The 25,558-nt window shown below is 67.4% G+C and carries 26 protein-coding genes; 2 read left to right on the top strand and 24 right to left on the bottom strand.

Annotated features, from left to right (window positions below; genetic code table 11):
* Positions 1-15: 15 nt before the first annotated feature.
* Genes mfd through upp form a run of 3 tightly spaced genes read right to left on the bottom strand, consistent with a single transcriptional unit; the run spans position 16 to position 5,404 of the window.
* The gene (gene mfd, locus QUS11_11855; protein ID MDM7993989.1) at positions 16-3,378 is read right to left on the bottom strand and encodes a transcription-repair coupling factor; all 3,363 of its coding nucleotides are present in this window, start codon (positions 3,376-3,378) and stop codon (positions 16-18) included.
* The gene (locus QUS11_11850; GenBank protein MDM7993988.1) at positions 3,368-4,756 is read right to left on the bottom strand and encodes a M23 family metallopeptidase; all 1,389 of its coding nucleotides are present in this window, start codon (positions 4,754-4,756) and stop codon (positions 3,368-3,370) included. Before QUS11_11850 ends, mfd begins: the two co-directional genes overlap by 11 nt.
* 12 nt (positions 4,757-4,768) lie before the next feature.
* A complete protein-coding gene (gene upp, locus QUS11_11845) occupies positions 4,769-5,404 on the bottom strand; it encodes a uracil phosphoribosyltransferase (GenBank protein MDM7993987.1) in 636 nt (211 codons plus the stop codon).
* Positions 5,405-5,507: 103 nt separating this feature from the next.
* Between upp and tyrS the strand changes: the two genes are divergently transcribed.
* Positions 5,508-6,737, top strand: a complete 1,230-nt coding sequence (gene tyrS / locus QUS11_11840; GenBank protein MDM7993986.1) for a tyrosine--tRNA ligase — start codon at positions 5,508-5,510, stop codon at positions 6,735-6,737.
* Between the two features lie 78 nt (positions 6,738-6,815).
* On the opposite strand, the gene QUS11_11835 is transcribed toward tyrS, so the two are convergent.
* From QUS11_11835 to QUS11_11735, 21 genes are all read right to left on the bottom strand, one after another.
* Positions 6,816-7,391 carry a hypothetical protein gene (locus QUS11_11835; protein ID MDM7993985.1) on the bottom strand — a complete coding sequence of 192 codons (576 nt, stop codon included), beginning with the start codon at positions 7,389-7,391 and terminating at the stop codon, positions 6,816-6,818.
* Between the two features lies 1 nt (position 7,392).
* Entirely contained in the window at positions 7,393-7,947 is a 555-nt protein-coding gene (amrA, locus tag QUS11_11830; GenBank protein ID MDM7993984.1) for an AmmeMemoRadiSam system protein A, read from the bottom strand.
* The gene (gene amrB / locus QUS11_11825; protein ID MDM7993983.1) at positions 7,940-8,782 is read right to left on the bottom strand and encodes an AmmeMemoRadiSam system protein B; all 843 of its coding nucleotides are present in this window, start codon (positions 8,780-8,782) and stop codon (positions 7,940-7,942) included. Before amrB ends, amrA begins: the two co-directional genes overlap by 8 nt.
* A complete protein-coding gene (gene dapB, locus QUS11_11820; protein MDM7993982.1) occupies positions 8,761-9,501 on the bottom strand; it encodes a 4-hydroxy-tetrahydrodipicolinate reductase in 741 nt (246 codons plus the stop codon). The genes amrB and dapB overlap by 22 nt, the downstream gene beginning before the upstream one ends.
* Positions 9,498-10,367 (bottom strand): 4-hydroxy-tetrahydrodipicolinate synthase, encoded by an 870-nt coding sequence (gene dapA / locus QUS11_11815; protein ID MDM7993981.1) that lies wholly within the window; start codon positions 10,365-10,367, stop codon positions 9,498-9,500. Before dapA ends, dapB begins: the two co-directional genes overlap by 4 nt.
* A complete protein-coding gene (locus QUS11_11810) occupies positions 10,364-11,122 on the bottom strand; it encodes a slipin family protein (GenBank protein MDM7993980.1) in 759 nt (252 codons plus the stop codon). Before QUS11_11810 ends, dapA begins: the two co-directional genes overlap by 4 nt.
* Positions 11,123-11,158: 36 nt before the next feature.
* Entirely contained in the window at positions 11,159-11,467 is a 309-nt protein-coding gene (locus QUS11_11805) for an NfeD family protein (protein MDM7993979.1), read from the bottom strand.
* A gap of 1 nt (position 11,468) precedes the next feature.
* Complete coding sequence (locus tag QUS11_11800; protein ID MDM7993978.1) at positions 11,469-12,572, bottom strand: PilT/PilU family type 4a pilus ATPase; 1,104 nt, start codon at positions 12,570-12,572, stop codon at positions 11,469-11,471.
* The gene (gene nadD / locus QUS11_11795) at positions 12,550-13,131 is read right to left on the bottom strand and encodes a nicotinate-nucleotide adenylyltransferase (GenBank protein ID MDM7993977.1); all 582 of its coding nucleotides are present in this window, start codon (positions 13,129-13,131) and stop codon (positions 12,550-12,552) included. The genes QUS11_11800 and nadD overlap by 23 nt, the downstream gene beginning before the upstream one ends.
* Positions 13,128-13,895 (bottom strand): outer membrane protein assembly factor BamD, encoded by a 768-nt coding sequence (gene bamD / locus QUS11_11790; protein ID MDM7993976.1) that lies wholly within the window; start codon positions 13,893-13,895, stop codon positions 13,128-13,130. The genes nadD and bamD overlap by 4 nt, the downstream gene beginning before the upstream one ends.
* Positions 13,896-13,905: 10 nt before the next feature.
* On the bottom strand, positions 13,906-14,889 hold the full coding sequence (locus QUS11_11785; protein MDM7993975.1) for a hypothetical protein: 984 nt from the start codon (positions 14,887-14,889) through the stop codon (positions 13,906-13,908).
* Positions 14,886-15,512: a hypothetical protein gene (locus tag QUS11_11780; protein ID MDM7993974.1), complete on the bottom strand. Its 627-nt coding sequence runs from the start codon at positions 15,510-15,512 to the stop codon at positions 14,886-14,888. Before QUS11_11780 ends, QUS11_11785 begins: the two co-directional genes overlap by 4 nt.
* A gap of 78 nt (positions 15,513-15,590) precedes the next feature.
* Entirely contained in the window at positions 15,591-16,871 is a 1,281-nt protein-coding gene (locus tag QUS11_11775) for a radical SAM protein (protein MDM7993973.1), read from the bottom strand.
* Positions 16,861-17,457: an outer membrane lipoprotein carrier protein LolA gene (locus tag QUS11_11770; protein MDM7993972.1), complete on the bottom strand. Its 597-nt coding sequence runs from the start codon at positions 17,455-17,457 to the stop codon at positions 16,861-16,863. Before QUS11_11770 ends, QUS11_11775 begins: the two co-directional genes overlap by 11 nt.
* Complete coding sequence (locus QUS11_11765) at positions 17,454-18,089, bottom strand: hypothetical protein (GenBank protein ID MDM7993971.1); 636 nt, start codon at positions 18,087-18,089, stop codon at positions 17,454-17,456. The genes QUS11_11770 and QUS11_11765 overlap by 4 nt, the downstream gene beginning before the upstream one ends.
* Positions 18,086-20,395: a DNA translocase FtsK gene (locus QUS11_11760; GenBank protein MDM7993970.1), complete on the bottom strand. Its 2,310-nt coding sequence runs from the start codon at positions 20,393-20,395 to the stop codon at positions 18,086-18,088. The genes QUS11_11765 and QUS11_11760 overlap by 4 nt, the downstream gene beginning before the upstream one ends.
* Complete coding sequence (locus QUS11_11755) at positions 20,392-20,928, bottom strand: HU family DNA-binding protein (GenBank protein ID MDM7993969.1); 537 nt, start codon at positions 20,926-20,928, stop codon at positions 20,392-20,394. Before QUS11_11755 ends, QUS11_11760 begins: the two co-directional genes overlap by 4 nt.
* Positions 20,929-20,980: 52 nt before the next feature.
* Positions 20,981-21,499: a shikimate kinase gene (locus QUS11_11750; GenBank protein MDM7993968.1), complete on the bottom strand. Its 519-nt coding sequence runs from the start codon at positions 21,497-21,499 to the stop codon at positions 20,981-20,983.
* Positions 21,492-22,502, bottom strand: a complete 1,011-nt coding sequence (locus QUS11_11745; protein MDM7993967.1) for a radical SAM protein — start codon at positions 22,500-22,502, stop codon at positions 21,492-21,494. Before QUS11_11745 ends, QUS11_11750 begins: the two co-directional genes overlap by 8 nt.
* Positions 22,480-23,310 (bottom strand): hypothetical protein, encoded by an 831-nt coding sequence (locus QUS11_11740; GenBank protein ID MDM7993966.1) that lies wholly within the window; start codon positions 23,308-23,310, stop codon positions 22,480-22,482. The genes QUS11_11745 and QUS11_11740 overlap by 23 nt, the downstream gene beginning before the upstream one ends.
* Positions 23,303-24,532 (bottom strand): cobalamin-dependent protein, encoded by a 1,230-nt coding sequence (locus tag QUS11_11735; GenBank protein MDM7993965.1) that lies wholly within the window; start codon positions 24,530-24,532, stop codon positions 23,303-23,305. Before QUS11_11735 ends, QUS11_11740 begins: the two co-directional genes overlap by 8 nt.
* 63 nt (positions 24,533-24,595) lie before the next feature.
* Here QUS11_11735 and QUS11_11730 point away from each other — a divergent pair, with 63 nt between their 5' ends.
* Positions 24,596-25,558, top strand: coding sequence for a hypothetical protein (locus QUS11_11730; GenBank protein MDM7993964.1), 963 nt, complete (start codon positions 24,596-24,598; stop codon positions 25,556-25,558).

The raw sequence follows: 25,558 nt of genomic DNA, 5'->3' as shown, positions 1-25,558 counted from the left end.
GGTATTGATAGCATCTCAGGCGAGCAGCCGCAATATGGAGGTCACCGACCCGGTCGTCTCTCCGGGGCCGGCGCAGTCGATCCCGATGACCATCCTGCCGGTCTTCTCATGCCTTATGGAGAGGCCGGGTCTCCCGGAGAGCGCCTTCGAGGCCTGGGCGCCCCTCCCGGGGCCGAGGACGATGCGCACCGACCTGCCGCTCCCGATCACTTCCTCCGCGCCCGCGCCGCGAGCCAGGAGATGGATCCTCGCCCTCTCCGCGCAGTTCACCACCTGCTCCGGAGGGTCGCCGAACCTGTCCCTCACGAAGCCCTTCCAGTCCTCTATCTCCGACTCGCTCCCGGCCCTCCAGACGTACCTGTAGAGGCGCACCCTCTCGACGACGTCCGGCATGTAGTCCTCGGGCAGGAAGGCCTCCATGGGGAGCTCGATCCTGACCTGCTGCACGGCATCCCCGGCCGATCCCGAAAGCCTCTCGGCCTCCTCACGTATGAGGGACTCGAACATCGAGTACCCTATGGATTCGATGTGGCCGTGCTGCCGCGCCCCCAGGAACTCGCCCGCACCCCTTATCTCGAGGTCCCTCATGGCCATGTGCCATCCGGACCCCAGCTCGGTGAACCTCTGGATCGACTCGAGCCTGTTGCGGGCCTCCGGGCTCATGCCGGCCCTGCCGGCTGGATGGATCAGGTAGCAGTATGCGCGGAGGTAGCTCCTCCCGACGCGCCCCCTGAGCTGGTAGAGGTCGGCCATCCCGAACGTGTGGGCGTTGTCTATGAAGATGGTGTTCACCCTCGGCAGGTCGAGGCCGGATTCGATGATCGCGGTCGACAGGAGCACGTCGCAGTCTCCCTGCATGAAGGAGGACATCACGTCCTCGAGCTGCTCGGGCTTCATCTGGCCGTGGGCCGTGGCGATCCTGACGCCCCCCAGGAAGCCCGCGAGTTCGGCCCGCACCTTCTCGAGGGTGTGGATCCGGTTGTGGACGAAGAAGACCTGCCCTTCGCGCTCCAGCTCCCGCTGGATGGCCGTCTGTATCACCCTTCGGTTGAAGGTGACGAGCTCGGTGTGGATGGGGTACCTGTCGCGCGGCGGGGTGGCGATGATGGAGATGTCCCTGAAGCCCGAGAGGGCCATGTGCAGCGTCCTGGGGATCGGAGTAGCGGTCATCGAGAGGGTGTCCACCGAGGTCCTCATCTCCCTGAGGTATTCCTTCTGTCTGACCCCGAACCGGTGCTCCTCGTCGATTATCACGAGCCCCAGCCTGTTGAAGCGCACGTCCTTCGAAAGCAGCATGTGGGTCCCGATCACTATGCCGGCCGTGCCTTCCGCCAGTTCCTCGAGCACCTTCCGCCTGGTCTCCCTGTCCTGGAAACGGCTCAGGCAGGCCACCTTCACCGGGAACTCGGCCAGCCTGTCGCGGAAGGTCTGGTAATGCTGCTCTGCGAGGATCGTGGTGGGCACCATCACGGCCACCTGCCTCCCGGCCTCGGCCATCCTGAACGCCGCACGGAGCGCCACCTCCGTCTTGCCGTACCCGACGTCGCCGCAGACCAGCCTGTCCATGGGCGTGTCGGAGAGGAAGTCCCGTTTCGTCCTGTCGATGGCCTCCTGCTGGTCGGGCGTCTCCTCGAAGGGGAAGGTCCTCTCCAGGGTCTCCATCAGGTGTCCGGCCGGGCCTAGGGGTTCGCGCCTCCTGGCCATCCGCTCCGCATAGATCACTGCGAGCCTGCCGGCGATCTCGCCCGCGCGGGCCCTCGCCCTCGAGACCTTCGCGTTCCACTGGCCGGTACCGATCCTGTCGAGCTGCGGGGAGGCATCGCCGGGGACCATGTACCTGTGGACCTGACCGACCTCGGAGACCGGGATGAGCAGCCTGTCGCCGTCGGCATACTCGATGGCCAGGCAGTCCAGGATTTCTCCTCCGGACTCCACCCTCTCAAGGCCCCTGAACAGCCCGACGCCGTACTGCCTGTGGACCACGAGGCTCCCCGGCGGGAGATCGTCGACCGACGAAACCGCCTCGCCGCCCCTGAAGCGCCTCACGATGCCGGGCCTCCGCCTGCCCGAGAGCAGCCGCCGTTCGACGAGCACCGCAATCCTCTCCTCCGGCATCCTGAAACCCTCGGAGAGGGAGGCCACGTCCACGGACACGGAGGACTCCAGCGCAGGCGGCAGGAGGGAGCGGAAGGTCTCGGCCTCGGCAGGCGTGTCGCAGCAGATCCCGATCCTGTATCCCTCCGACCTCCACTGGGCGAAGAGCCGCATCATCTCCTCGGGATGGCCCAGGAAGCTCTCCTGCGGCATGGTGTGCGTGTAGCAGTCGACGTCGGAGGAGGGAGCCAGCTCCATCACGAGCGACCTGGGGCAGGCCGCCAGTGCCGCGAGCACCTGGTCCGGCTCGAAGAACTGGTCTCCGAACCCGAAGGGCAGGCTCCCGGGGAACGACTCCCGCAGGACGGCGTGCGAGGATTCCATCGATTCGCGGATCCTGTCCGGCTCGACCAGGACGACGGTGCCGATCGAGGGCAGGTAGTCGAGGAGCGACGAAAGCCCGTCCATGAAGACCGGGAGATGGTGCTCGATGCCGGGAAAGCTGGTCGAGCTCATCAGGAGCGGCTCCAGGACGTGTCCATCGCCCAGCCTCTCCAGAGCGGCGTCCCATGCCTCGGGGGGGAGGAACACCTCCCTGGCCGGGAGGAGCGTCACCGACTGGACCTCCCTGATGCTCCTCTGGGACCTCTGGTCGAAGATCCGCAGGGACTCGACCTCGTCCCCCGCGAACTCGAGTCTGACGGGGTTGTCCAGGCCGAACGAGCCGACGTCGATCACTCCTCCGCGGAGCGCCCACCTGCCCTGCTCGTAGACCGAGTCCTCGCGGGCGTAGCCGGCGGAGACCAGCCAGCTCCCGAGGGCGTTCATCTCGATCTGCATGCCCCTGTAGACCCTGAGGCGCTCGAAGCGGGCGGGGGGCGGGATCTTCTTGACGAGGGCCTGGGCGGGGACGACGACTATCGTCCCGGCCCTGCCGGATGAGAGCCCGGCCATGCACTCGACCCTGTCCGCGACGACTCCTGGATGGGCGGGTTCGCCCTCGTAGGGGAGCATGTCGTACTGGGGGAAGTACAGGACCTCCCCTGTTATGGCCCGGAGATCGTCCCGCAGGCTCTCGGCTTCACGCGGGGAAGGCGCGACCACGACCGTGGGGCCTGCCAGCCTGTGGACCGATGCGATAGCCAGGCTCCGGGCGGCGCCACCCAGCCCTCCCGAGCGGGTGGTCCTGAGGGTGGACACACGGTCGAGCAGGGAGGAGAAGACCCCGTCCCAGTAGAGCTCGTCGGCCAGCCATCCTCCGGGGGCGCGATCCTCAGGGGGCAACTGGCTCCTCCGGAGGAGGGGGGAGATCGTCCGACATACGGGCCCAGCAGGCTTCGATAGCCGTGACTCCGGCCTGGAACGCCTCGAGTTCGGCGCCCTCGAGTGGGTCGACCGGCGGCAGGATCTCCTCGGAAGGGTTCACGTACGTCCCGTTCCTCTTCATCTCGAAATGGACGTGGGGGCCCGTGGAGAGCCCCGTGGAGCCCACATAGCCGATGATCTCGCCCTGCCTCACGTAGGTCCCCACCGACTGCCCGGCGGCGAACGAACTCATGTGGCCGTACCCCGTCTCGTAGCCGTTGCCGTGCCTGATCCTGACGAGGTTGCCGTAACCGCCGCTCGACTGCCTCACCGTGATGACCCCGTCGCCGACCGCGTAGATCTCGGTGCCTTCCGGAGCCGCGTAGTCGGTTCCGTTGTGGGCCCTGCTGTAGCCCAGGACGGGATGGAGCCTCGACCCGGAGAAGGGAGAGCTGATCCGGCCGAACGGCACGGGCATCTTGAGGAACATGGTCCGGATCGATGCCCCGTCGCGGTGGTAGTGGTCGAGGACGGCGACGTCCGACGAGTCGGGGACGTGGTAGAACGGGAAGACCTCGATGGTCCTCCCGGCGGCGAAGGCGTACTTGACCGCTATGATGCGCCTGAAGCCGGTCTCCGAGGCGTCGGGGTACCTGACCTCCTCGAGGAGGATGAAGACCCTGTCGCCGGACTGGACGTCGTAGTAGAAGTCGATGTCGTATGCCAGCAGCCTGTCGGTCAGCTCGTGCTGCAGCTCGGAGATGTACGCCCAGGCCCTGGAGGAGTCCCTGTCGGTGATGATCGAACCGCTGGGAGTGAGGTCCTCCGGCAGGGCGCCGTCCCACAGGCTCTGCCAGACGGTGCTGGTGACCGTGCAGGACACGGCTCTGATCCTCGTCCACTCCTCCTGCCTGACGTACTGCCAGGATTCCGGGCCGCCCCCGGCGCCGAAGAGGATCGAGTAGAAGCCCCTGCCGCCCCGCGGCAGGGCTCTTACCTCGACGAGCCGCCCGCGGGTGAAGGAAGCCTCAATCGTGTCGCCGGCGTGCTGCACGGACCAGCCCAGGCTGTCCCTCAGCACGGTGCAGACATCCACATAGTCGTCGCCGGTCACGCCCACGTCCCACAGGGCTCCGCCGAGGAAGCCGTCACCTATCGTGGTCACCCTGACCTGGAGGGTATCCGCGAGTATCGCCCCGAGGGAGTCGACCATGCGGCAGAGCCTCACCCGGTCGTCGCAGAAGCTCCAGGCCGGTCCGGAATTCCAGGCGGGCGGCTCCATGAAGAACAGGGTGGCCGCTATGCCGGCCGCCACGGCGAGGATTATCCTCTTCCTCAGACGGAACAGGCTCGGCAAGACTTTATGAGGCTAGGGCCCGGGTTCCGGGGAGCCCTCTCCGAAGAGCCTGTCCCCGTAGTCGCCGAGACCTGGGAGGATGTACCATCTGTCGTCCAGTTCGCGGTCGACCGCCGCCGCGATGATGAGGAGCCCGTCGAACCTGCAGAGCTCCGCAACCCCTTCCGGCGCGGCCACCACGCATGCGAGGGTGACTTCTGCCGCGCCTCTTCCGAATACGTACTCCACCACGGCCCCGGAGGTTCCCCCGGTGGCGAGCATCGGATCGAGCACGATCACCTGCCTGCCCTCGAGCGGAGGGACCGAGTCGTAGAACCAGAGCGGTTTCGCAGTGGTCTCGTCGCGCCTCACCGCCACGAAACCCACCGGAGAGCCCGGAAGAAGGTCCTGGAATGCCGGCAGCAGACCCATGCCGGCCCTGAGGACGGGAAGGAGCACGGGGGGCATCGTGCACAGCTCGCCGAAGGTCTCCTCCAGGGGCGTCTTCACCTGGATAGGCGAGGTTCCGAGCCTCCTGGTGCACTCCACGGCGAGGAGGTGGCCCATGGCGCGCGACAGGGACCGGAAGGCCCCGGGTCCCGTCCTCTCGTCCCTGAGCCTGCAGAGGATGTCCCTCGCAAGGGGGTGTTCCATCTCGACGATGTGCATCCCGTCCTCCCGTCACGGGCTCCGGGGAGCCCAGTCCGTTGACAACATATCGACCTGTCCGTACTGTCCGCCAGTCGCGAAGAGATGGAGGTGCCTCTTGGACGTGCTGAGAACGCTCGACGAACGCGGGCTCGTATACCAGATGACCGACGAGGAGAGCCTCGGAAGGCTCCTTTCGGGCGGGAAGCTCGTGTTCTACGTCGGATTCGACGCCACTGCCCCGAGCCTCCATCTAGGGCACCTGGTCCCCCTGATGGCCGCATCCTGGCTCCAGAAGGCCGGACACAAGCCCCTGATACTCGTCGGCGGCGCCACGGCCCTGGTCGGTGATCCCACCGGCAGGAGCACCGAGCGCACGCTGGAGGAGCGGGAGACGATCGATTCCTGGGCCGGTTCGATCTCGACCCAGCTCCGCAGATTCCTCTCGTTCGGGCGCGGACCCTGCGATGCCGAGCTCCTCAACAATTCCGACTGGCTCGGGAAGCTGGGCTACATCGACTTCCTGAGGGATACCGGCAGGCACTTCAGCGTGAACCGCATGCTGACGGCCGACTCGGTGAAGGCCCGACTGGAACGCGGTCTGTCCTTCCTCGAATTCAACTACATGCTCCTGCAGGCGTATGACTTCCTCCACCTCTACAGGAGCCGCGGATGCACGCTCGAGATAGGCGGCGCGGACCAGTGGGGGAACATCGTGGCCGGGATCGAGCTAGTGCGGAGGACCGAGGGCGGGGAGGCCTACGGCCTCACATGCCCGCTCGTGACGTCATCCACCGGCGAGAAGATGAGCAAGTCCATGCCCGGAGGGGCGGTCTGGCTCGACCCCGCCATGACGTCGCCCTACGACTACTACCAGTTCTGGATGAACGTCGACGACAGGGACGCGGCCTGCTTCCTGAAGCTCTACACGTTCCTCCCTGTCGCAGAGATCGAGGGCTACGCCGCTCTGAAGGGAGAGGAGGTCAACGAGGCCAAGAGCAGGCTTGCATGGGAGGCGACCGCCATCGCCCACGGCACGGCCGAGGCCGACAGGGCCAGGGATGCGGCCAGGGCCCTCTTCGTCGGGTCGGGCGACATCGGATCGGTGCCAACGTTCGAGATCCCTCTCGCTGGCCTCTCGGATCGTACGCTCTCCTACACGGACATCTTCGTGGCTTCGGGGCTCTGCCCCAGCCGCACGGAGGTCAGGAGGCTCGCGAAGCAGAACGGCCTGAGCGCAGGCGGATCGCCGGTGACGGACCCCGACGCCCGGATCGATCCTTCGTGCGCGGAGGGGAACTCGATCCTCCTGAGGGTAGGCAAGAAGAAGTACTGCAGGATCCTCTTCGCATAGACCGGCGCTTCCGCAACGGGAGAGGCGGCAGGGAGCGGGGCTCCCGGCCGCCTCCATGTCATCCCGGGATCCGTGCGGTCAGCGGCTCGTGCCTCCGCCGGAGCCTCCGCTGGAGCCTCCGCCCGTGCCGCCCGACCTGCCGCTCGAGCCGCCCGATGTCCCGCCGGACCTGCCGCTGGTACCGCCGCTCGTGCCGCTCCGCGATGTTCCGCTCGTGCCCGAGCTCTGCGTTGTGTGCAGCGAGGCCACTTCGCCTTCGAGATCGTCGATGCGGTCCTCGAGAGAATCGACCGAGGCCATGGAGGCTTCGAGCATCTGATAGGCGGCATCGAGGCTGTCCCTCAGGGATGCGACGAGCAGTTCCATCTCGGCCATCCCCGCCTGCAGGGAGTCGACGGTCTCGATGGCTTCCGCCAGACCGGCCATCGAGCCGTCCTGCACGCCCTCTCCGCCCATGACCTGCTCGATCGCGGCCAGCCTCCCGTCGATCCCGGCAAGGTCGATGTCGGCGGCTTCGCCGGCAGCCTCTTCGAGAGCATCGAGCCTCTGGGTCATGGTCGATATCTTCTCGTCGATCTCCCCGAAACCGGGCACCTTGCATCCGGCGATCAGCAGGCCCGAGGCGGCCACGAACAGGATACCACACTTCGGCATGTCATCCCTTCCTTCCAGAGTCGCCGAAAACCTCGGCCGTGTATGTCGATACGACCACCGATCCGTTGCGCCAGGCGCCGGGCGGCAGCCCGGCCTTCAGGCAGGCGTGGGTCAGCAGCTCCTCCCGCGACCAGCCCTGCTCGACGGCCACCTGCGGCAGGAGCGTCCCGGAACGCCCGCCGCCCTGTACGAGCACCCCGTGGACACCTGGCACGACGAGCTCCGGTGAGGATCTCAGGATCGGCCCGAGGACGGAGATGTCGATTTCCAGATCGTCGACCTCGGACGCCTGCACGGGCGGGAATCTGGGGTCGTCCACGGCGGCGGCGGCGGCCATCGCGACGACGGTCCTCCCCAGGCTGCCGGTGCCCCTGAAGAGGCCTATGCAGCCCCTGAGATCCCCCTTCGAGGTCAGGGTCACGAAGGCCCCCGCGTCTGCGTAACCGCCGCATCCCGGGAGTTCGGGCGGGACGGGGGGCCTCGAGCCGGCAGCGGCGGCCCTCACGGCCTCCCGCGCGGCGCAGAGGAGCGCCGACCGGGACGCCTCGTCAAGCACCGGGCCGCCTCCCGACGGTTCCGGCCATGTACCCTACCACGGCTCCCGCGTCTCCTGAGGCGGAGGCCGAAGTCGAGTACCCGACGATCTCCGCTTCGTATCCGTCCGGGTGCCTCAGCTCGGACAGGTACAGCAGGGTCAGGATCGGTCCGGCTCCGCAGGCCTCGGACGAGCCCTCCCCCACGTGCCGTGACAGCGCCGAAGGGTCGCGCCTCCGGAAGTCGTCCATGAGGATCCCGTCCATGGCGTTCGCCTCGGCCAGGGGGTGGTAGTGCGAGAGATCCGAGGATGCGACCACCAGGATGTCCTGATCCCCGCCGATCGCGGCGTGGAGGTCGCGGGCGAAGCCCCGGCAGAAGGCGGGATCGATCGTCCCCATCAGGACCGGCGTCACGGCCGCCGCCGGCCATCTCACCTGGATGAACGGTATCTGGACCTCTTCCGCGTGTTCGGCGGAATGAGCCTGGATGGTCCAGCCGTGCCCCATCCCCGAGAGATGTTCGACGAGATCGCGGTCCGCTACGGCCTCCCCCAGGGGAGTCACATACGATTCTCCCCCGAAGACCGACACCGTTCGCACCGGGTATCTGTGGCACGGAGCCAGCACGACCACGGACCTGATCCCGGAGGGAGCCGAGGCATACGCCATGCCGGCTACCGATCCGGAATAGACGTATCCCGCATGCGGACACACCAGCCCTGTCACGCCGGGGCAGGGCTCCATGCGCGCATTCCGGAGGAAACCCTCGACCTGCGATCTGAGGGTCCCCGGGACGGAAGGGTAGAAGAGGCCGGATACGGCCGGCTGCCTCTTCAGATGCAGCCTCCCCTCCACTCCGCGAGATCGTCCATCCCGTACAGACCGGCCGGCTTCCCCACGATGGCCTCGGCGGCCATGAGCGCCCCGAGCGCGAATGTCCTGCGCCCGGAGGACCTGTGCGCGAGGACCAGCCTGTCGCCGTCGCCGAGGAGGTTCACCTCGTGGTCGCCCGCCACGTCGCCGCCACGCACCGAGAAGACACCGGCCTCGTCTGGATCCCTCTGGGAGGATGTCCCCGACCTTCCGCTGGTGAGCCTGAGATCCCTGCCGGTGCCGGCCTTCCAGGCTTCCAGGAGCCTGAGGGCTGTGCCGCTCGGGCTGTCCTGCTTGCCCCTGTGGTGGTACTCGACCAGCTCGAAGTCGTACCTGTCGCCGGAGATGCGGGCCGCCTCGAACACCAGCCGGGACAGCAGATAGACGCCGTAGCTCATGTTGGGGGAATGGAATACGGCACGGTCGCGCGACCAGCGCTCGAGCAGCATCCGCTCCCGGCCGCCCAGGCCTGTGGTCCCGGAGACGAGTGCGGCCCTGGATCCGGCGAGCAGCGCATCCAGGGAGAGGAAGGCCTCCGGCCTGGAGAAATCGATTATCACGTCGGCATCCTCCACGGGTGCATCCATGCCGGATCCAACGCCAGGATCGACCACGGACACGATGCTGAACCCGGGGCCGGCGGCCTCCCGCACGGCTCTGCCCATGCGGCCGCCCCCGCCGAAGAGGATCAGCGTCGTCACGTCACTCCGGCGGCCCGGAGGGCGGACGACAGGGCGGGCCTGAGGTCGTCGCGCATCGGAGTCAGGGGAAGCCTGAGCTCGTCAGCGATCATGCCCATCATCGACAGGGCGCACTTGACCGGGATGGGGTTCGATTCGAGGAAGAGCGCCTCCATCAGGGGATGGAGCCTGCCGTTGATCCGCCTCGCGGCGTCGTACCTGTTCTCCGAAGCCAGCTTCATCATCTCCGCGACAGCCGCCGGGGCGACGTTCGAGACCACTGAGATCACCCCGTCGGCTCCGAGGGCCATCTCGGCCAGCGCGAGGTGGTCGTCTCCGCTGAGGATCCCGATCCCGCACAGCGACCTGATCGCGGTCACCCTCTCGGCGGCTCCGCCGGCGTCCTTGATGCAGGTTATGAGCGGATTCGCCGCCATCGCAGCCACGGTGGAAGGCGCGATGGAGACGCCGGTCCTGCCCGGAACGTTGTAGGCGACCACGGGGATGCCCGCGGCTTCCGCCACCGCCTCGAAGTGGGCCGTCAGGCCCCTCTGGGTCGGTTTGTTGTAGTAGGGCGTTATGACCAGCAGGGCATCCACACCCAGTGCGGCCACCTCGCGCGAGAGCGCGGTCGTGGCACTGGTGTCGTTCCTGCCGCTGCCCCCCATGACGGGCACCCTGCCCCGGGCCCTCTCGACGGTGAACCTCACGACCCCGAGGTGTTCGTCATGTCCGAGGGTGGCGGCCTCACCGGTGCATCCGCAAGCCACCAGACCGTCTATCCCCTGGTCGATCTGCCAGTCGATAAGCCTGCCGAGGGAGTCGTAGTCGACGGCTCCCCCCCGGAAGGGCGTCACCAGAGCGGTCCAGGCCCCCGTGAACCTCACTGATCCATCTCCCTGGCGGCCTTGAGGAAGGGCTTCAGGAGCTCGATGGGGAGAGGGAAGATGGTGGTGGAGTTGTTCTCCGACGCGATCTCGGTCAGGGTGTGGAGGTACCGCAGCTGCAGCGCGATGGGGTGGGCGCTGATGATGTCGGCCGCATCCGCCAGCTTCTGCGAGGCCTGGTACTCGGCGTCGGCATGGATGATCTTGGCGCGGCGGTCCCTCTCGGCCTCGGCCTGGCGCGCCATGACCCTCTGCATCTCAACGGGCAGGTCGACGTGCTTCACCTCGACCATCGTCACCTTGATGCCCCAGGGATCGGTCAGCCTGTCGAGGATCGTCTGGAGCTGGGCGTTGATCTGCTCGCGGTTGGACAGCAGCTCGTCCATCACCGACTCGCCCAGCACGCTTCGCAGGGTGGTCTGGGCGAGCTGGCTGGTGGCGTAGTGGTAGTTCTCGACCTCGATCGTGGCCTTGATCGGGTCGAGGACGCGGAAGTAGACCACCGCGTTGACCTTCACCGAGACGTTGTCCTTGGTGATGACGTCCTGCGGGGGGACGTCCATCGTCACGACCCTGAGGTCCACCCTCTTCATCTGGTCGATGACCGGCCACACCACGATGAGCCCGGGGCCCTTGACCCCGGCCACCTTGCCGAGCCTGAAGATGACGCCCCTCTGGTACTCCTTGAGCACCCTGAGGGAAGTGAGCAGCACGAAGAGGAACGCGATGACGAGAACGGTCAGCGCCGGACCCATATCCTACCTCCCTGAAACCCCCGGATCATTCCTGGATCATCTCGCCGGAGCATTCTCCAGCGGTGCCACCTCGAGCGTCAGATCGTCGATGCCGGTGACCCTGACCTCGGTGCCGGGAGGGATCTCGGCCTTGCCCGTGCACCACCAGAGCTCCCCGCGCACCTCGACCACCTGCCTGTCCCTGAATCCCCTGCGGCTGGTGATGAAGCCGGTGAGGCCGACCATCCCCTCGTTCCCGGTCATCACGGGCTTCCTCTGGGCCTTCACGCCGAGCCAGACCAGGAATGCCGCGAAAACGGCCAGGAGCAGGAGCGTCAGCAGGAAGAACGAGAACTGCAGTTCCACGCTACATCCTCCAGTCGGATGGAGCCTCCACACCCTTCAGCTTGAGCTGGAGCGCCGTCGGGTTGGTGGCGGCGGCCAGCGCCGTGACCTCGTCTATGCTGCCCTGGGCGAGGAGCCTGAGGAGGGCCATGTCGAAACTCTGCATCCCGTACTGAGGCCCGCTCGTCTCGATCGCGTCCCGGATCAGATGGGTCTTCTGGGGATCGATGATGTAGTTCTGGATGAGAGCGGTGTGGACCATGACCTCCGCGGCGAGCACCAGCCCCTTGCCCTCGCGGTTGGTCAGCAGCCTCTGGCTTATCACTGCCTTGAGGAGGCCGCCGAGCTGGGTCCGTACCTGCTTCTGCTGGTGGGCCGGGAACATGTCGATGATCCTGTTCACCGTCTCGGGGGCGTCGGATGTATGGAGGGTGCTCATGACGAGATGGCCGGTCTCGGCTCCGGTGATCGCCACCGCTGCGCTGGCGGCGTCCCTCATCTCGCCGATCAGGATGACGTCGGGATCCTGCCTGAACACGGACCTGAGGGCGGAGGTCCAGCTCTCGGTGTCGATGCCGACCTCCCTCTGGCAGACGCTGGACACCTTGTCGTGATGCAGGAACTCGATCGGGTCCTCCACGGTGACGATGTGGCGCTTCTCGTTCTCGTTGATGAAGTCGATCATGGAGGCGAGCGTGGTGGACTTGCCGCTGCCGGTTGCACCCGTGACCAGCACCAGCCCGCGCTGCTCGAGGGCTATGCGCTTCACGATCGGCGGGAGGCCGAGGGTGTCTATGTCGGGGATTTCGAACGGTATGCGCCGCATGACTATGGCCGTGGATCCACGCTGCCTGTAGACGTTCACCCTGAACCTGGCGGTGCCCGGCAGGGAGTGGGCGAGGTCTATCTCATCGCCCCCAGCGAACCTCTTCCTCTGGGGCTCGGTCATCATCTCGAAGGCTAGCTGATCCACATGCTCGGGCTGGAGTGCGCCCACCGACTCGGCCCTCACGATGAGCCCGGCCTTTCGGAGGATGGGCGGGCTCCCCACCTTGAAGTGGATGTCGCTCACATCCTCGGCGAGCAGGACTGAGAGGAGGCGGTCAACGCCCTTCTCGGAAGCCATAGAGCCCCCTTCGGGAAATGAAGCTGCGGACGGACTCGGGAATAAGATATCGAGTGGGCATGGACCGGGCAAACCGTTCCCGGAGCTCGCTCGAGGAAACGAGGATCCCGGGGATCTCGAAAACCTCGATCCTGCCGGCGGCTGCGGGAGGGATGACGGGCCGCCCGCATCCCGCCCTGGTTCCCGCCACGAAGCGGGCCAGGTCGAGGAAGAGCGGATAATCCTTCCAGGACGGCATCTCGGAAAGGCTGTCCGACCCCGTGATGAAGACCGGGTCCATGCCTCCGGCGCGCGCACTGCGCAGCAGATCGATCGTGTAGGACGGACCTGACACGGACTCGAGGTCCGCCACCTCGAGCAGGGGGTCGCCGGCCGCGGCCAGCGAGAGCATCTCGAGCCTGTCCTCGAAGGGCGTGACGGGGCCGTTCATCTTGTGGGGGGGCAGACGTGACGGCACCAGGAGCACCCTGTCCAGCGAGAAGCGTGCCGCCGCCTCACCGGCGAGGATCAGGTGGCCGATGTGGGGCGGGTCGAACGTCCCCCCCAGGATGCCGGTCACATCCCTCCAGCCCTGGCGAGGCCCTCCTCGGCCCTGTCGAGGAGATCCCCCGAGAGGCCGCACTCGGATATGGCCCTGTTGTAGCTGGATCTCGCCGCGAACGAGTTGCCCGTCTTCAGGTAGAGGTCGCCCATCGAGACCAGGAGTTCGCCCATGCAGCCCCTTCCCTCGTAGTCCTCGAGGGCTTCGCGATAGTAGAGGATCGCAGCCTCGTCCCTGTCCCTGCGCTCGTAGAACTGGCCTATGAACAGCGAGCGCCTGGCCAGGTGGGAGAGACAGCTGTCCTCCAGGGCCTCCACCTGGGGCATGAGATCGGATCCGGGGAATTCCTCGAAGAACACCCTCACCTCGGCGATGGACAGCGTGACGGGGGTCAGATCCCTCCTGAAGTCGCGGTTCTGGAGCCAGTACGTAAGGGCTATCCTGTACTGGGCCTCGTCGGCCAGCGCACTGCCGGGGAACTCGGAGAGGATCCTCCTGAACTGGAAGTCGGCGTCGGCCCACAGCTTCTGTCCCGCATCCGCGACACCCAGCCTGTAGAGATAGAGGTCGGTGTCGGTCGCGCCGGGATAATTGAAGAGGAGTTGCGTATAGAGGATCTCGGCTTCGGGCCAGTTCCCGCTGTCGTACGCCTCCGCTGCGAGGGCCTCGAGCCCGGGCCTGTCCAGGCCCTGCCCGTCGTACTGCCTGCCGCAGCCGGCAGGGAGGAGGGCGAGGACGGCGAGGACGAACCCCGTTCCCGGCGAGCTCAAGAAGGATCTCATCTGGCTCCCGTCAGTTGCTCAGGAATGTAAGCGAATCACGCCTGGCCGCGGCTTCGACCGCGGCAGGGGAACCCAGGCCCGGGGAGGCGCTGCACGCCGAGCGGTACCAGTCCAGTGCCTCCTCGGCCCTCCCGGACTCCTCGGCCATGATGCCGAGCATCAGGGCCGCCTCGACCCGGTCGGTCGCGAAGTCGGAATCCCACACTTCGAGGAGCTTCTCCCTCGCGAGAGTGCTCCTCCCCTGCGCCATGTCCTCCGTGGCGCCCGAGAGAAGGAGGCGCATGCGGCGCTCCCTCAGTGCGGGATCTATCCCGCCCATCCTGTCCAGTTCCGTCAGGACCTCCAGTTCCTCAGTCCTCCTGTCGGTGAAGGGCAGTAGCAGGGCGGAGGCGCCCAGGATCTGGCTCCTGAGGTCGGTCCGCATCAGGGGGATCCTGGAGAGCTCCACGAGGTGTCTCTCGGCGCTTTCGTCCAGCAGCGCGTCCCCTTCCGGGGTCGAGGCGAGGGAGTCGGGCAGTCCGGCCACCAGTGAGAGATGGCGGGATGCGTAGACCCCCCTGAAGAGCCATTCGTCCTCGAAGACCTGGATCATGTCAGGACAGACCAGGGAGCTCTCGAGGGCCGCATACGCCTGCAGGGAATCCCTGTCCCTGAGCATCTCCCATGCCAGGCGCCGCCAGAGTTCGGCGAGCCTCGCCCCGCCTCTGAGGACCGAATCGGCCTGGAGGACCGTCAGCACCTCGAGGGTCTGCTGGCGCACCGGACGGCTCCTCTCGGCTCCGCAGGCCAGGAGGGCGGTGTCGGCGTACTCGAGCCACGCATCCCTGTCGTACTGGACCCCCTCTCCCGAGAGGGCCTCCCCGTAGAGGACCAGGGCTTCGGAAAAGTGTCCGGCCTGCCTCAGCACGCGGGCTTCCTCGAGGAGGGACGGCCCCCCTCCGCCTCCGCACGAAGCGGCGATCAGCAGGAAGGCAGCGGCGGGGATCCTCCTCATTCGGCCCTGCTGGAATAGAAGAGATAGATCAGGCTGGCGACGACACCCGTGACCACGAGCGGTTCCAGCAGGCCGCCGGTCGAGGCCTGAGGCTCTCCGCCGGTGAGCCAGGCCTGGTCGGAGGAACCCCTGAGTTCGGGGAGATCGGAGACGGGCACCCTGTCCGAACGGGTGGCACTGCTCCTGACCGAGCCGATGACCGTGCCCGAGGAGTCGGCCATTTCGGCATACAGCTCGCACGTGACGGTCCTCTCGACCTTCTGTGGTCCTACGAGCCAGGATCGGCTGGTGTTGCCGAGGATGACCGAGAGTTCCATGGGTCTCACCCTGAGGGCGACGGCACCGGTCGCAGGGGCGGCCGGCTGCGACTCGCGAGTGGAAGGAGCGCCCGCGGAGAGCACTACGAGGCCCGATCCGTCCATCTCGGCCTTGATGCACTGCTCCACGAGCCAGTTGCCGGGATGGTCACCCGCCATCTCCAGACGGACGCTGTCGATGCCGGAAGCCAGCACCGAATCCGAAATGGAGGAACAGGCTTCGCCGACGGCCTGCTCGGCGAGCTCGAGGTTCGACAGGGGCAGGGCGAAGAGGGCGGATGTGAGCACAACTGCAGTGGTCAGCACGACAGCACCTTCCCATCTCGAGTCGGACAGCCGGGACACGGATGAACGGGGAAACCATCGGAAAGGCCGATTCCGCTGTCAATTCCCCCCGGATACGGTCACAGTGGTAGAAAGGCCCTCGCACCCTTCGACGATCGCCTCGTAGAAGGCTCCTGTGCGCACCGGGGATGTGAACAGGGCGCTGCCGTCGACCATCGGCGCGTCGAACACAGTCCTCCCGCGGCGGGAGGTTTCAGCCAGGACGGAGATCCGCCTGCCCGTGAGCCTGCCGCCCCAGGCTTCCGCGGCTTCCTCGCCTATGGAGTCGAGGATGCCGAGCCTTTCGTCGACGATGGCCGGATCGACGAGGTCGCCGTCGCCCCTGCCGTACTCGACGGAACCCTCCTCGTGCCAGTAGGGGAAGACCACAAGGCTCCTCAGGCTGGACGCACCCCTCAGGAACGAGCAGAGATCCTCGAAGTCACCGTCGGTCTCGCCGGGGTAGCCGGCGATCACGGTGAACCTGCACGCGATGTCGAGACCGGCATGCGACACCATGTCGCTTATCCTCTCCAGCGCGGCCCTCCCGTAGCCCCTGTTCATCCTCGCCAGCACGCGGTCCGAAGCGTGCTGGACGGGGATGTCCAGGTAGGGCGCCAGGTTGCGGAAGCGGGTCATCGCCTCGAGGATGGATTCGTCGAATCTCCGTGGATTCAGGTAATAGAGGCGGAACCACCTGTCGGGATGGCGCGAGGCCAGTTCGGAGACCAGATCGGCCGGCCCCATCGGGCCGTCCCTCCACGCGAGGAGATCCTGGGCCACCACCCCTATCTCGCGGGCACCCGAGGCCGCCAGACCGTCCGCCTCTGCGATGATGCCGGAGGCCCGTGCGGGCCTGAACGGCCCCCTTATGGCCGGGAGGACGCAGAAGGAGCACCTGTTGAGGCAGCCGTCGGCTATCTTGAGGTATCTGTCGAACCTGCGGGAGATGCGCGAGCGCCCCCGGGCATCGTGGTCGACCCCGAGGAAGGCGGCCAGCGAGGCGGTGTCGGCCGGCCCGACCAGGGCGTCTATCCCTTCCAGCCCGCCCGAACCGTCGTCTCCGAACCTCCCGGGAAGGCATCCCGCCAGGACGAACCTCCTGCCCCTGCCGCCTGCGCGCCATGCCAGCGCCTCGGACAGGGCCTCGACAGACTCCTCCACGGCAGGGGCGATGAAGGCGCATGTGTTGAGGAGGAGGAGCACGGCCTCTTCCGGGTCGCGGACGATGCGGTAACCGGCGCGGCGGATGACCGCCGCGAAGGACTCCGAATCCACCTCGTTGCGGGGGCAGCCCAGGGTGACGATGCAGGCGGCGCGCCTGCCGCGGTCAGAGGTCACCGGCCCTCAGGACCTCGTAGCCGCCGGGCACGACCATGTCGAAGGAACTGCCTGGATCGCCTCCGGTCACGGAGACGGAGCGGAGCGTCCAGGTGCTGCGGTTGCCGTTGCCGTCATACGTGCTCAGCACCCTGGGAAGGCTGTCCGACATCAGGTAGGCGAAGCTCATGCGCGAGATGCCCTGTCCGATCTCCCCCTCCAGGTCGACGAAGACCGTGTCGCCGCTGATCCTCGAAGCGGTGGCGAGCCCGGGGTCGCCGGCGGATTCCAGGAGAGCGGTGAAGCTGGCGGGTTCCGACGATGGATCGAGGAGAACCTGCATGTAGAGAGGATCCACCGTGTATACGACCGATCCGTCGAAACCCATCCGCCTTCCCTCCGGATCGGCGTAGTCGAGCAGGAATCTCCCGTCCCTCGCGAGCAGGAGCCTGCCGGAGGAGGATTCGGTCTCCCTGGTCAACGCCCAGTAGTCGGACTGGGAGAAATCGGCCGACAGCAGGGAGGCGGACTCCAGCTTCTCGAGCATGCCGCATGCGGGGCCGGAGGCGGCGCAGGCGGCAGCGAGCAGAATCGTGATCGTCGTCAAATCGACCCTCCGGAACCGGTGGACGGGGCGCGGGGGGATACGGCTGCGTCTCCGCCGATCACGACCACCAGCCCGTCGTGGCCTGGCACTATGGCATCCATCATCTGGCCGCCCGGCTGTACGGGTATCGAAGCCGGGGAGGTCAGCCATGCATGGAGGGAATCTCCGGCGACCGAGGCCTCCTGGGCCAGGCCGTCGGGGAAGAGGACCACCGTGATATCGGGGGCCCCTTCGTCGAGGACCGGCCATGAGGTCCAGCCGGAGGCCTGGAGGGCGCCCACGACCTGGGAGATGCGCGCGGAGTTCACAGGGAGCCCGACGACCGCGATCTCGACGGATCGGGAGGGCGCCTGGCCGGAATCCCCCGCCGGCACCGAGCCCAGGTCCTGCTCTATTCTCCGGATCGCGAGGCCCGCGTCCTCGGCGAGCTGTGAATCGGGGAACCTGTAGATCAGCACGTTGAAGCCGTCCCTCGCCCTGGACAGGTTGCCCCTGAAATAGAGCTGTGAAGCCCGGGCGAAGGCGTCGAGATCGCTCTCCTCCACTACGAGGCCCGCGTCGTCGGTTTCGAGCGGTTCGCGCCCGCACGACGCGACCGCAGCGAGCAGCAGGAAGGGCAGGAACCTCCTCAAGAGCCATCCTCCTCCGGAGTGTCGACCGGGGCCACCAGCCCGGCCTCCTCCCTGGTCACGAGGACCTTCCGGGCCCGCCCGTCGCGGGAGGGTCCCACCACGCCCCTCTCCTCCAGCTCGTCCATGATCCTCCCCGCCCTGGAGAATCCCAGCCTGAGCTTCCTCTGGAGCAGCGACGTGGAGCCGATCTGATACCTGATCACGAGTTCCTTCGCCTTCTGGATGAGGGGATCATCGGCATCTAGGCTCACCGGGTCGGGATTGTTCCCTCCCGAGAGCACGGCCGGGTCGAAGGCGAACTGGTACTGGAGATCCTGCTGCCTCCAGTCGTTCACTATCTGCCTGATCTCCTTCGTGGTCACGAGGGAGCCCTGGACCCTGAGGGGCTCCGGCGAGGAGGAGTGGAGGAAGAGCATGTCCCCCTTCCCCAGGAGCGCCTCTGCGCCGTTCATGTCGAGGATGGTCCTGGAATCCGTCTTGGAGCTCACCATGAACGCGATCCGGGAAGGGAAGTTGGCCTTGATGATGCCGGTGATGACGTCCACCGAGGGCCTCTGCGTGGCCAGCACGAGGTGGATGCCCACGGCCCGGGCCATCTGGGCGAGCCTGACTATCGGCTGCTCGATCTCGCTCGCCGAGGTGACCATGAAGTCGGCCAGCTCGTCTATGATGAGCACTATGTAGGGCATCGGGCCGGTCGAGTCGGGCCTCGGGGCTATCTCCCGGTTGTATTCCGCTATCGACCTCACGCCGTTCTGGGAGAGCCTGACGTAGCGGTTCTCCATGGTGTTCACCAGGTCCTCGAGCAGCAGCTTGGCCTCCCGTGCGTTGGTGATCACGGGCGACCAGAGGTGGGGCAGATCCTCGTAGTTCCTGAATTCGGCCCCCCTCTTGGGGTCGATGAGCGCCAGCCTGACCTCGTCGGGGCGCTTCTTCATGAGCAGGGTGCAGATGATGGTGTGGAGGCACACGCTCTTGCCCTGTCCCGTGGCCCCCGCCACCAGGAGATGGGGCATCTCGGCGATGTCCACCACGATCGGCTCGCCCTCCATGCGCCTTCCCAGGGCGACGGGGAGCGCCTCTCCCGAGACGGACCGGAGTATCTCGCGCAGGAAGACGGCCTCCGGAACCGGATTCGGCACCTCTATGCCCACTGCGTCCCTGCCGGGGATGGGGGCGAGGATGCGTATCCGGGAGGCCTTCAGGGCCAGGGCGAGATCGTCCGTACGGCCCACTATGCTGTTCACCTTCACGCCGGGGCCCGGCCTGAGCTCGAACCTCGTCAGGACGGGACCCGGCCTGTAGTCGACTATCTCGCAGGCCACCCCGAATTCGGACAGCTTCCTCACGAGGAGTCCCGCCCTCTCCCTGAGCTCGGCCTCCGAGACCCCCGACTTCGACGTGGAGGAAGGGGACATCAGCACGGTCTCGGGCGGAAGGACCCCGGGAGGGGCGGGACGGCCCTCCTCCACGGTTCCGGAGCCCTGACGCCGGGCGCCGGCGGGGCCGGACACGGCGGGCTCCTCCCCGGGTTCCCCCGGCTCCTCCGCCGCGGCGGGTTGCCGGGATGTGACGGCATGACGCACTGGAGGATCCTCATCCGGAGGTTCCCCCCCGCGGGGCTGCGCGAAGGCCTCCTTCACGGCCGTGCCGGGAAGGAAGCTGGGCACCTCGGGCGGGGGACCGGATTCCTTCACCCTGGACCAGGTGTTGCCCGATTCCGTCACGGCCGGCAGAGGCACGCGGCCTTGCTCATCCTGCCCGCGCCTGCCGGTGTTCACCCTCGGGATGCGCACCGGGACGCTCGCGAGGTCGCCGGCTATGTCCCAACCCGTGAACACCATCAGGGACAGCACGAAACCCATCAGCAGGATCAGATAGGCGAACACGGGGCCCGCCCAGCCGGCCAGGACGTCGACCGCCCTGCCGGCAAGCGCGCCTCCCGGCCTCCAGGCGAGCACCGGGTTGATGCGCCTCCCGACCATGTCGGTCAGCGCGGAGAGGAACAGCAGGTTGACCGAGAGCCCGTGCAGGAACTGGAATGCCCCCGGCAGGATCCCGGGTTTCAGGAGCCTGGCCGAGCAGAGCAGGAGCGCCAGCGGCGGCAGGAATCCGAGGAAGCCGAGGATCCTGTAGACGAAGGAGCGCACCGCCCCGGCCGCCCCTCCCCCCGCACCCAGGCCGGGCACGGCCAGGAGTATCAGCAGGCCGGCGCCCGTGAAGAACAGGACGACGATGGATACGGCCCTGAGTCCCCTGCGGCGGGGCTGGATCCTTTTCGAACCGGGCCTCCTCCGGGTCGTCACAGCGATCTGACCGACCTGCCCGAGGCATCCCTTGGGACGCCGGGGGCGGGATCGGGAACGAGCATCCCGTCCACGTCGAACATGTAGGCTAGACAGCCCCCGGAAGGAAGGCGGAGCTCGGCCACCCAGCTCCCGTCCGGGAGCCTCCGCATCGGGCTTTCCATGACATCCCGCCCGTCGCATACACCGCTGACGGAGACCCTCGAGACCCCCGGGCCGCCGGGGTGGAAGAAGGCCACGTCGACGTATTCCGCGAGGGCGGCACCCACCGACTCCCTCAGCCTGTCATAGGGCCTGAAGAACGGGCGCGCCCTTCCGGGTATGTCGATGATCCCCTCCCCCCTGGGATCGCGGGCCCGGCGCCTCCCGCCCCGCCTGGGCTCGAAGCATCCGAATCCCCTGAGGAACACGCTCCGCCCGCCGCAGAGTGCCTCCTCGACGATGCCGAGCATCGCCTCCAGCGCCGCTCCGGCCTCCCGGCGCGACAGCCCGGTGCGCAGGGCCATCTCCCTCGCGAGCTCTTCCCTGGTCAAGAAACCCTCCGTGAAGGTACGGGTTTTGAAATGGGGAAGCCCGCCGTCTCCGTCAAGACCCGGCCTCCCCGCTCAGCATTGCGATTATCGCCTCCGCGCAGCCGACCGGGGAAAGCCCTGCACAGTCGACTCCTCCCGGGAGGCTTCCGTAATGTTCGCTCCTCGCGGCCAGGAGGCCCGACAGCGCTTCGCGATCCGCGGCAAGGGGCCTCCCGGATCCCTCCAGCCGCTCCAGGAGCGTTCCAGCCGGGACCAGGAGAGTCACGAGGGTCGATTTCTCCAGCACGGCCGCCAGGTTGAGCGGATCGAGGAGGGTGCCCCCCCCGAGGGCCAGCACGAACCGGCCGCTTCGCCGGAGGATCGAAAGCAGCGCCGACCTCTCGACACCCCTGAACCCATCCTCACCGTACGCTCCGAAGATGGACGGGATGGGCAGGCCGGCCTCCCTCGCCACCTCGGAGTCGAGGTCCACGAACGGGCGCCCGGCGAGCCCCGCCAGGACCTCTCCGACAGTGGTCTTGCCCGAGCAGGGCGGGCCGGCGATGGATATCCTGTCCGGGAGGTCAGCCAAGGGCCTCCTCGGTCGACTCGACGAGGCCGGCTTCCGCGATGACCGCCCGCGCGTGCTCCAGGCTGACGAAGTACCGCTTCGAGTAGAGCTCGTATCCATCCCTGCGGGCGGGCGGGGTCATGTTCACCGTGATGACGTTGGCGCCTGCCTCGAAGCAGGCGAGCTGGCCGCCAGGCCTCAGGCGCTCGAAGGTGCTCGTGGCCGGGATGAGTGTGCGCTCGAGGAATACCCTCATGGCGGCCACGAACCTCAACGCGAGGTCCACGTCTCCCGTAGGGCACTGTGCGAGGGGCGTGCCGGCCGCCGGGAGGAACACGGACACGCTGGACATGTCGACGTCGAGATCCGAAAGCAGCAGCAGGTCGTCGACGAGCGAGGCGATGGACTGGCCGGGGAGCCCCAGGAGCGGGCCCGAGCCGATTGCGTAACCATGCCTCTTCAGGGTCCTGAGCCATCCTATCCTCTCCTCCAGGCTCAGCCCCGGCTTCATGGAGGCGAAGAGGCCCGGATCGGAGGTCTCGTGCTTCAGGATGAACTTGGATGCGCCTGCATCCCGCCAGAGGTCGAGATCCGACTCGTCCCTCGCGCCGACGCAGAGGAGCACGTTCATCCCCATGCCCGAGACATCGCGGATGATGTCCGCCAGCCATGCCGCGTCGTACTCCTCGGTTTCAGCGGACTGGAGGAAGAACGTCCCGATCCCCTCCCCCGCAGCCATCCTGGCCGCCTCGAGGATGGCCGCCGCGTCGAGCCTGAAACGCTCGAGCGACGTGTTGTCGCGCCTCATGCCGCAGTAGTGGCAGTTGCACCTGCAGTTGTTGGAGAACTCGATCACGGCCCTGAGGTAGGCCCTGTTCCCGAAATGTGCGTTCCTGACGCCCCTCGCCCGGGCGAAGAGGGCGGGAAGACCGTCGGGCGGGGTTTTCAGAATGCTCTCGAGCATGGCCCTGGTCTCCGACTCCTGAACGGGGGCGGTCCGGTCACCGGGTCCGGGAACGGGCATCTCCACACCTTTCCGGGATGGCCGGGTCCATGCCCCCGGCGCATGCCAGGCCTATGGCGGCCATTTCCGCCTCCTCCGGGACGGCGACGCCCGTCCAGCGCCGGAAGGAGAGGGCGGCCTGGGCGATCAGCATGCGCTCGCCCGTGGCGACCCCCGTTCCGCTCCGTGCCAGGGCGTTCCTGTAGCTCCATCCCGGATTGTAGTTGAGATCCATGAAGGCGAAGCCTCCGGGCAGTCCGCCGGGGGCGGGGAACGGATCGTCGTCGCGCCATCCCAGCGGGGTGGCGTTGACGACCGTGCCGCCCCGCCTGCGCCGCATCTCGTCCGCGAGCAGGGCGAGGCTCGCCACACCGCGCCCCGGAGTCCTTCCGAAGCAGAGATGATCCATCCCCATTATCTCCGCGGCCCGGGCCGCGGCGCGCCCGGCCCCTCCGGAGCCGACTATCAGCAGCGGGGCGGGGAAACCGGTGGCGCGGAAGGCCCTGGCGAAGCCCTCGACGTCGGTGTTCCCCCCGGTCCATCCCCCGCTTTCCGCCGAAAGGGTGTTCACCGCCCCGATGCTCCCGGCATCGGAGTCGAGGCTTGCGCAGTGAAGGGCCGCGGCGGTCTTGTGCGGAAACGTCACGTTGAGACCCGAGAAGCCCTCCGACAGGAGCCGTTCGAGCTCCGCCCCGAGCCTCGCCGGCTCCACCGGGATGGCCGAATAGGAACCCGCGAGGCCGGCTTCGGCGAGGAAGGCGGAGTGGATGGCCGGGGAGAGCGATCCGGCCAGGGGCCAGCCCACGAGCCCCAGTCTGATCTCAGTCATGCCTCGTCCTCCTGAGGGCCTGGAACGCCCCGAGGAGCAGGCCTGAGGCGCCGCCTGCAGGGAGGAAGACCGGGTCGAGGAAGTCGCAGTCGCCCGGCACCCTCCCGTCGGCCTTCATCTCCTCGGCGATCCTGGAACCCCTGTAGACGCGGATGGTGCCTATGTGAACAGTGGTGTGCCGGTATCCCAGCAGGAGCCTCGCCGAGACCATGAAGGCGAACTTGGCCAGGAGCGCGGCGAACCCCTCGCCCGGATTTCCGGAGAAGAAGTTCACCCCGACGTCCATGCCGGCCGACCTGGCCCTCCGTACCGACCTGACGATCGAGCGGAAGTCGCCCGTCTTCCCCAGGCGCCTCATCCCCGCCCTGGTGATGGCGTCCGGCGAGAAGTCGACCTTCCTGCACCCTGCCGCCGCCATCGCGTCGATGTCCTCCACGGGGATCCCCGCGTCGATCCAGGCGCCCCATTCGAGACCGCCGGAGATGCCGGGATCCAGTCCGATCAGCTCGTGGAAGAAGGTGGCGGGAGCGTCGAACACCGAGTCCACGAACATGAACCTGGTGCCTCCGAGCGACCTGATGCTCCCGATGTCGGATGCGACCGAAGCCGCGCTCCTGCACCTGAAGGCCCTGCCGCCCAGGAACGCGTATGTGCAGTAGGTGCAGCCGAAGGCGCAGCCCCTCCTGCTCTGGACACCGATCCCGAAATGCCTGTCGTAGGGCCCGAGGGGCAGGATCGAATAGTCGGGCGGCCGTATGGCGGCCAGATCCACGGGCGCAGCCCTGTGCAGGGCCCTGGACCGCCTCAGCCCGGAAGGACCGTTCAGCAGTCCGGGCAGTATCTCCTCGCCCTCCCCCGCCACACCGGCGTCTATCCTCCCGTATCTCCGCATTATCTCGGGGGCGTTTATCGTGAAGCCGGGGCCTCCGGCCAGCAGCGTGCCGTCCCATCCCTCCAGGATGCCGAGCATCGACTCGAAGGGCCGCAGATAGGACCAGGTGTCCGGGTAGCTGCTGTCGTCGATGTTGCGAAGCGACACGGCCACGACGTCGGGCGGGCTCGAACCGGTTACGGTCTCGCGGAGACGGTCGGAAGGGTCTACCGACATGTCCAGCGCGGAAACCTCGTGCCCTTCGAGCTGCCCTGCCAGGAATGCCAGCCCGAGAGGGAAGACAGGCGGTTCACCGCGACCCGAAGGCGACTGAACGAGCAGAACCCTCAACTCTCCGAGGCCTCCTCCGGAATGCGCGAGCCCATGGACGGCGGGATTGACTATAATGATTTCATGGTTTCGTGCCTTGCCGCACTGCTCGCCATTGCCGCCCCGGCGGCTCCCGGCACCAGGATGCCCCAGCTCGACAGCATCGCAGCAGACGTCTCCGCCCTGGGATTCATCCCCGAGTCCGGCAGACTGATCGTCCTTGCCGCCGCAAGGGGATGGCCGGGCCGGGTGGGCAGCATCTCCGTCACCGAGGAGGGCGTTCCGCCCGCAGGGGGTCTGTTCTCCGACGGAGACATGCTGTGGGGTTTCGACAGCCTCCCCGGCGGAGGAGTCCTCGTGACCGCGCCGGTGCCCGCCTGCGTTCCCGAAGGGCTGCCGGTCACCGTGGAGCCGGGCGACTCCGCCTCATTCTCGATCTCCGGCGCCGCGGCGGACACCATACTGGTCCAGGATCCCGGAGGAAGCGTGGCGGGATGCCCCAGAGGCCCTGACGGAATATGCAGGCTGCGGTTCGCCGGGCGCGGCGTCTACTGGGTGGAGGCGCTGGCCGACAGGGGCTCGGGGCCCGAGGTCCTGATGCTCGTCCCTGTGCTCTGCGGGGTATCGACCCCCGAGGTGCTGGGAGGAGGGTATCTGCCCGATTCCGACGCATCGACGCTCTCGGACGTCCTGGCCGAACTCGACTCCATCCGTGCGGCCTCCGGAGCAGGGCCGCTTGCGACCGACGGGAGGCTCGAAGCCATAGCCCGCGGCAGGGCGGGCGACATAGCCCTGTCCGGTGCCGTGGTGCACGGCGAGGGACTCGCGGGGGTCCTCGGCGGGGACGGGACGATCTACGCCGAGAACATCGGGCGCGGATCGGGCCTCGACGAGGCCTGGTCGATGATACTCACCAGCCCCGCGCACAGGGCCTCGTGCCTCCTCGAAGGCTACTCGCGGGTCGGCATGGCGGCAGCCGTCGAGATCGAGAGGGACGGATGGCAGTACGTGCTGGTGCAGGTCTTCGAGGGCACGGCGGCCGACTGA

Source organism: Candidatus Fermentibacter sp. (assembly GCA_030373045.1).
Classification (GTDB): domain Bacteria; phylum Fermentibacterota; class Fermentibacteria; order Fermentibacterales; family Fermentibacteraceae; genus Fermentibacter.
The sequence above is the reverse complement of the archived record's forward strand: the minus strand, read 5'-3'. Positions and strand labels throughout refer to the sequence as shown.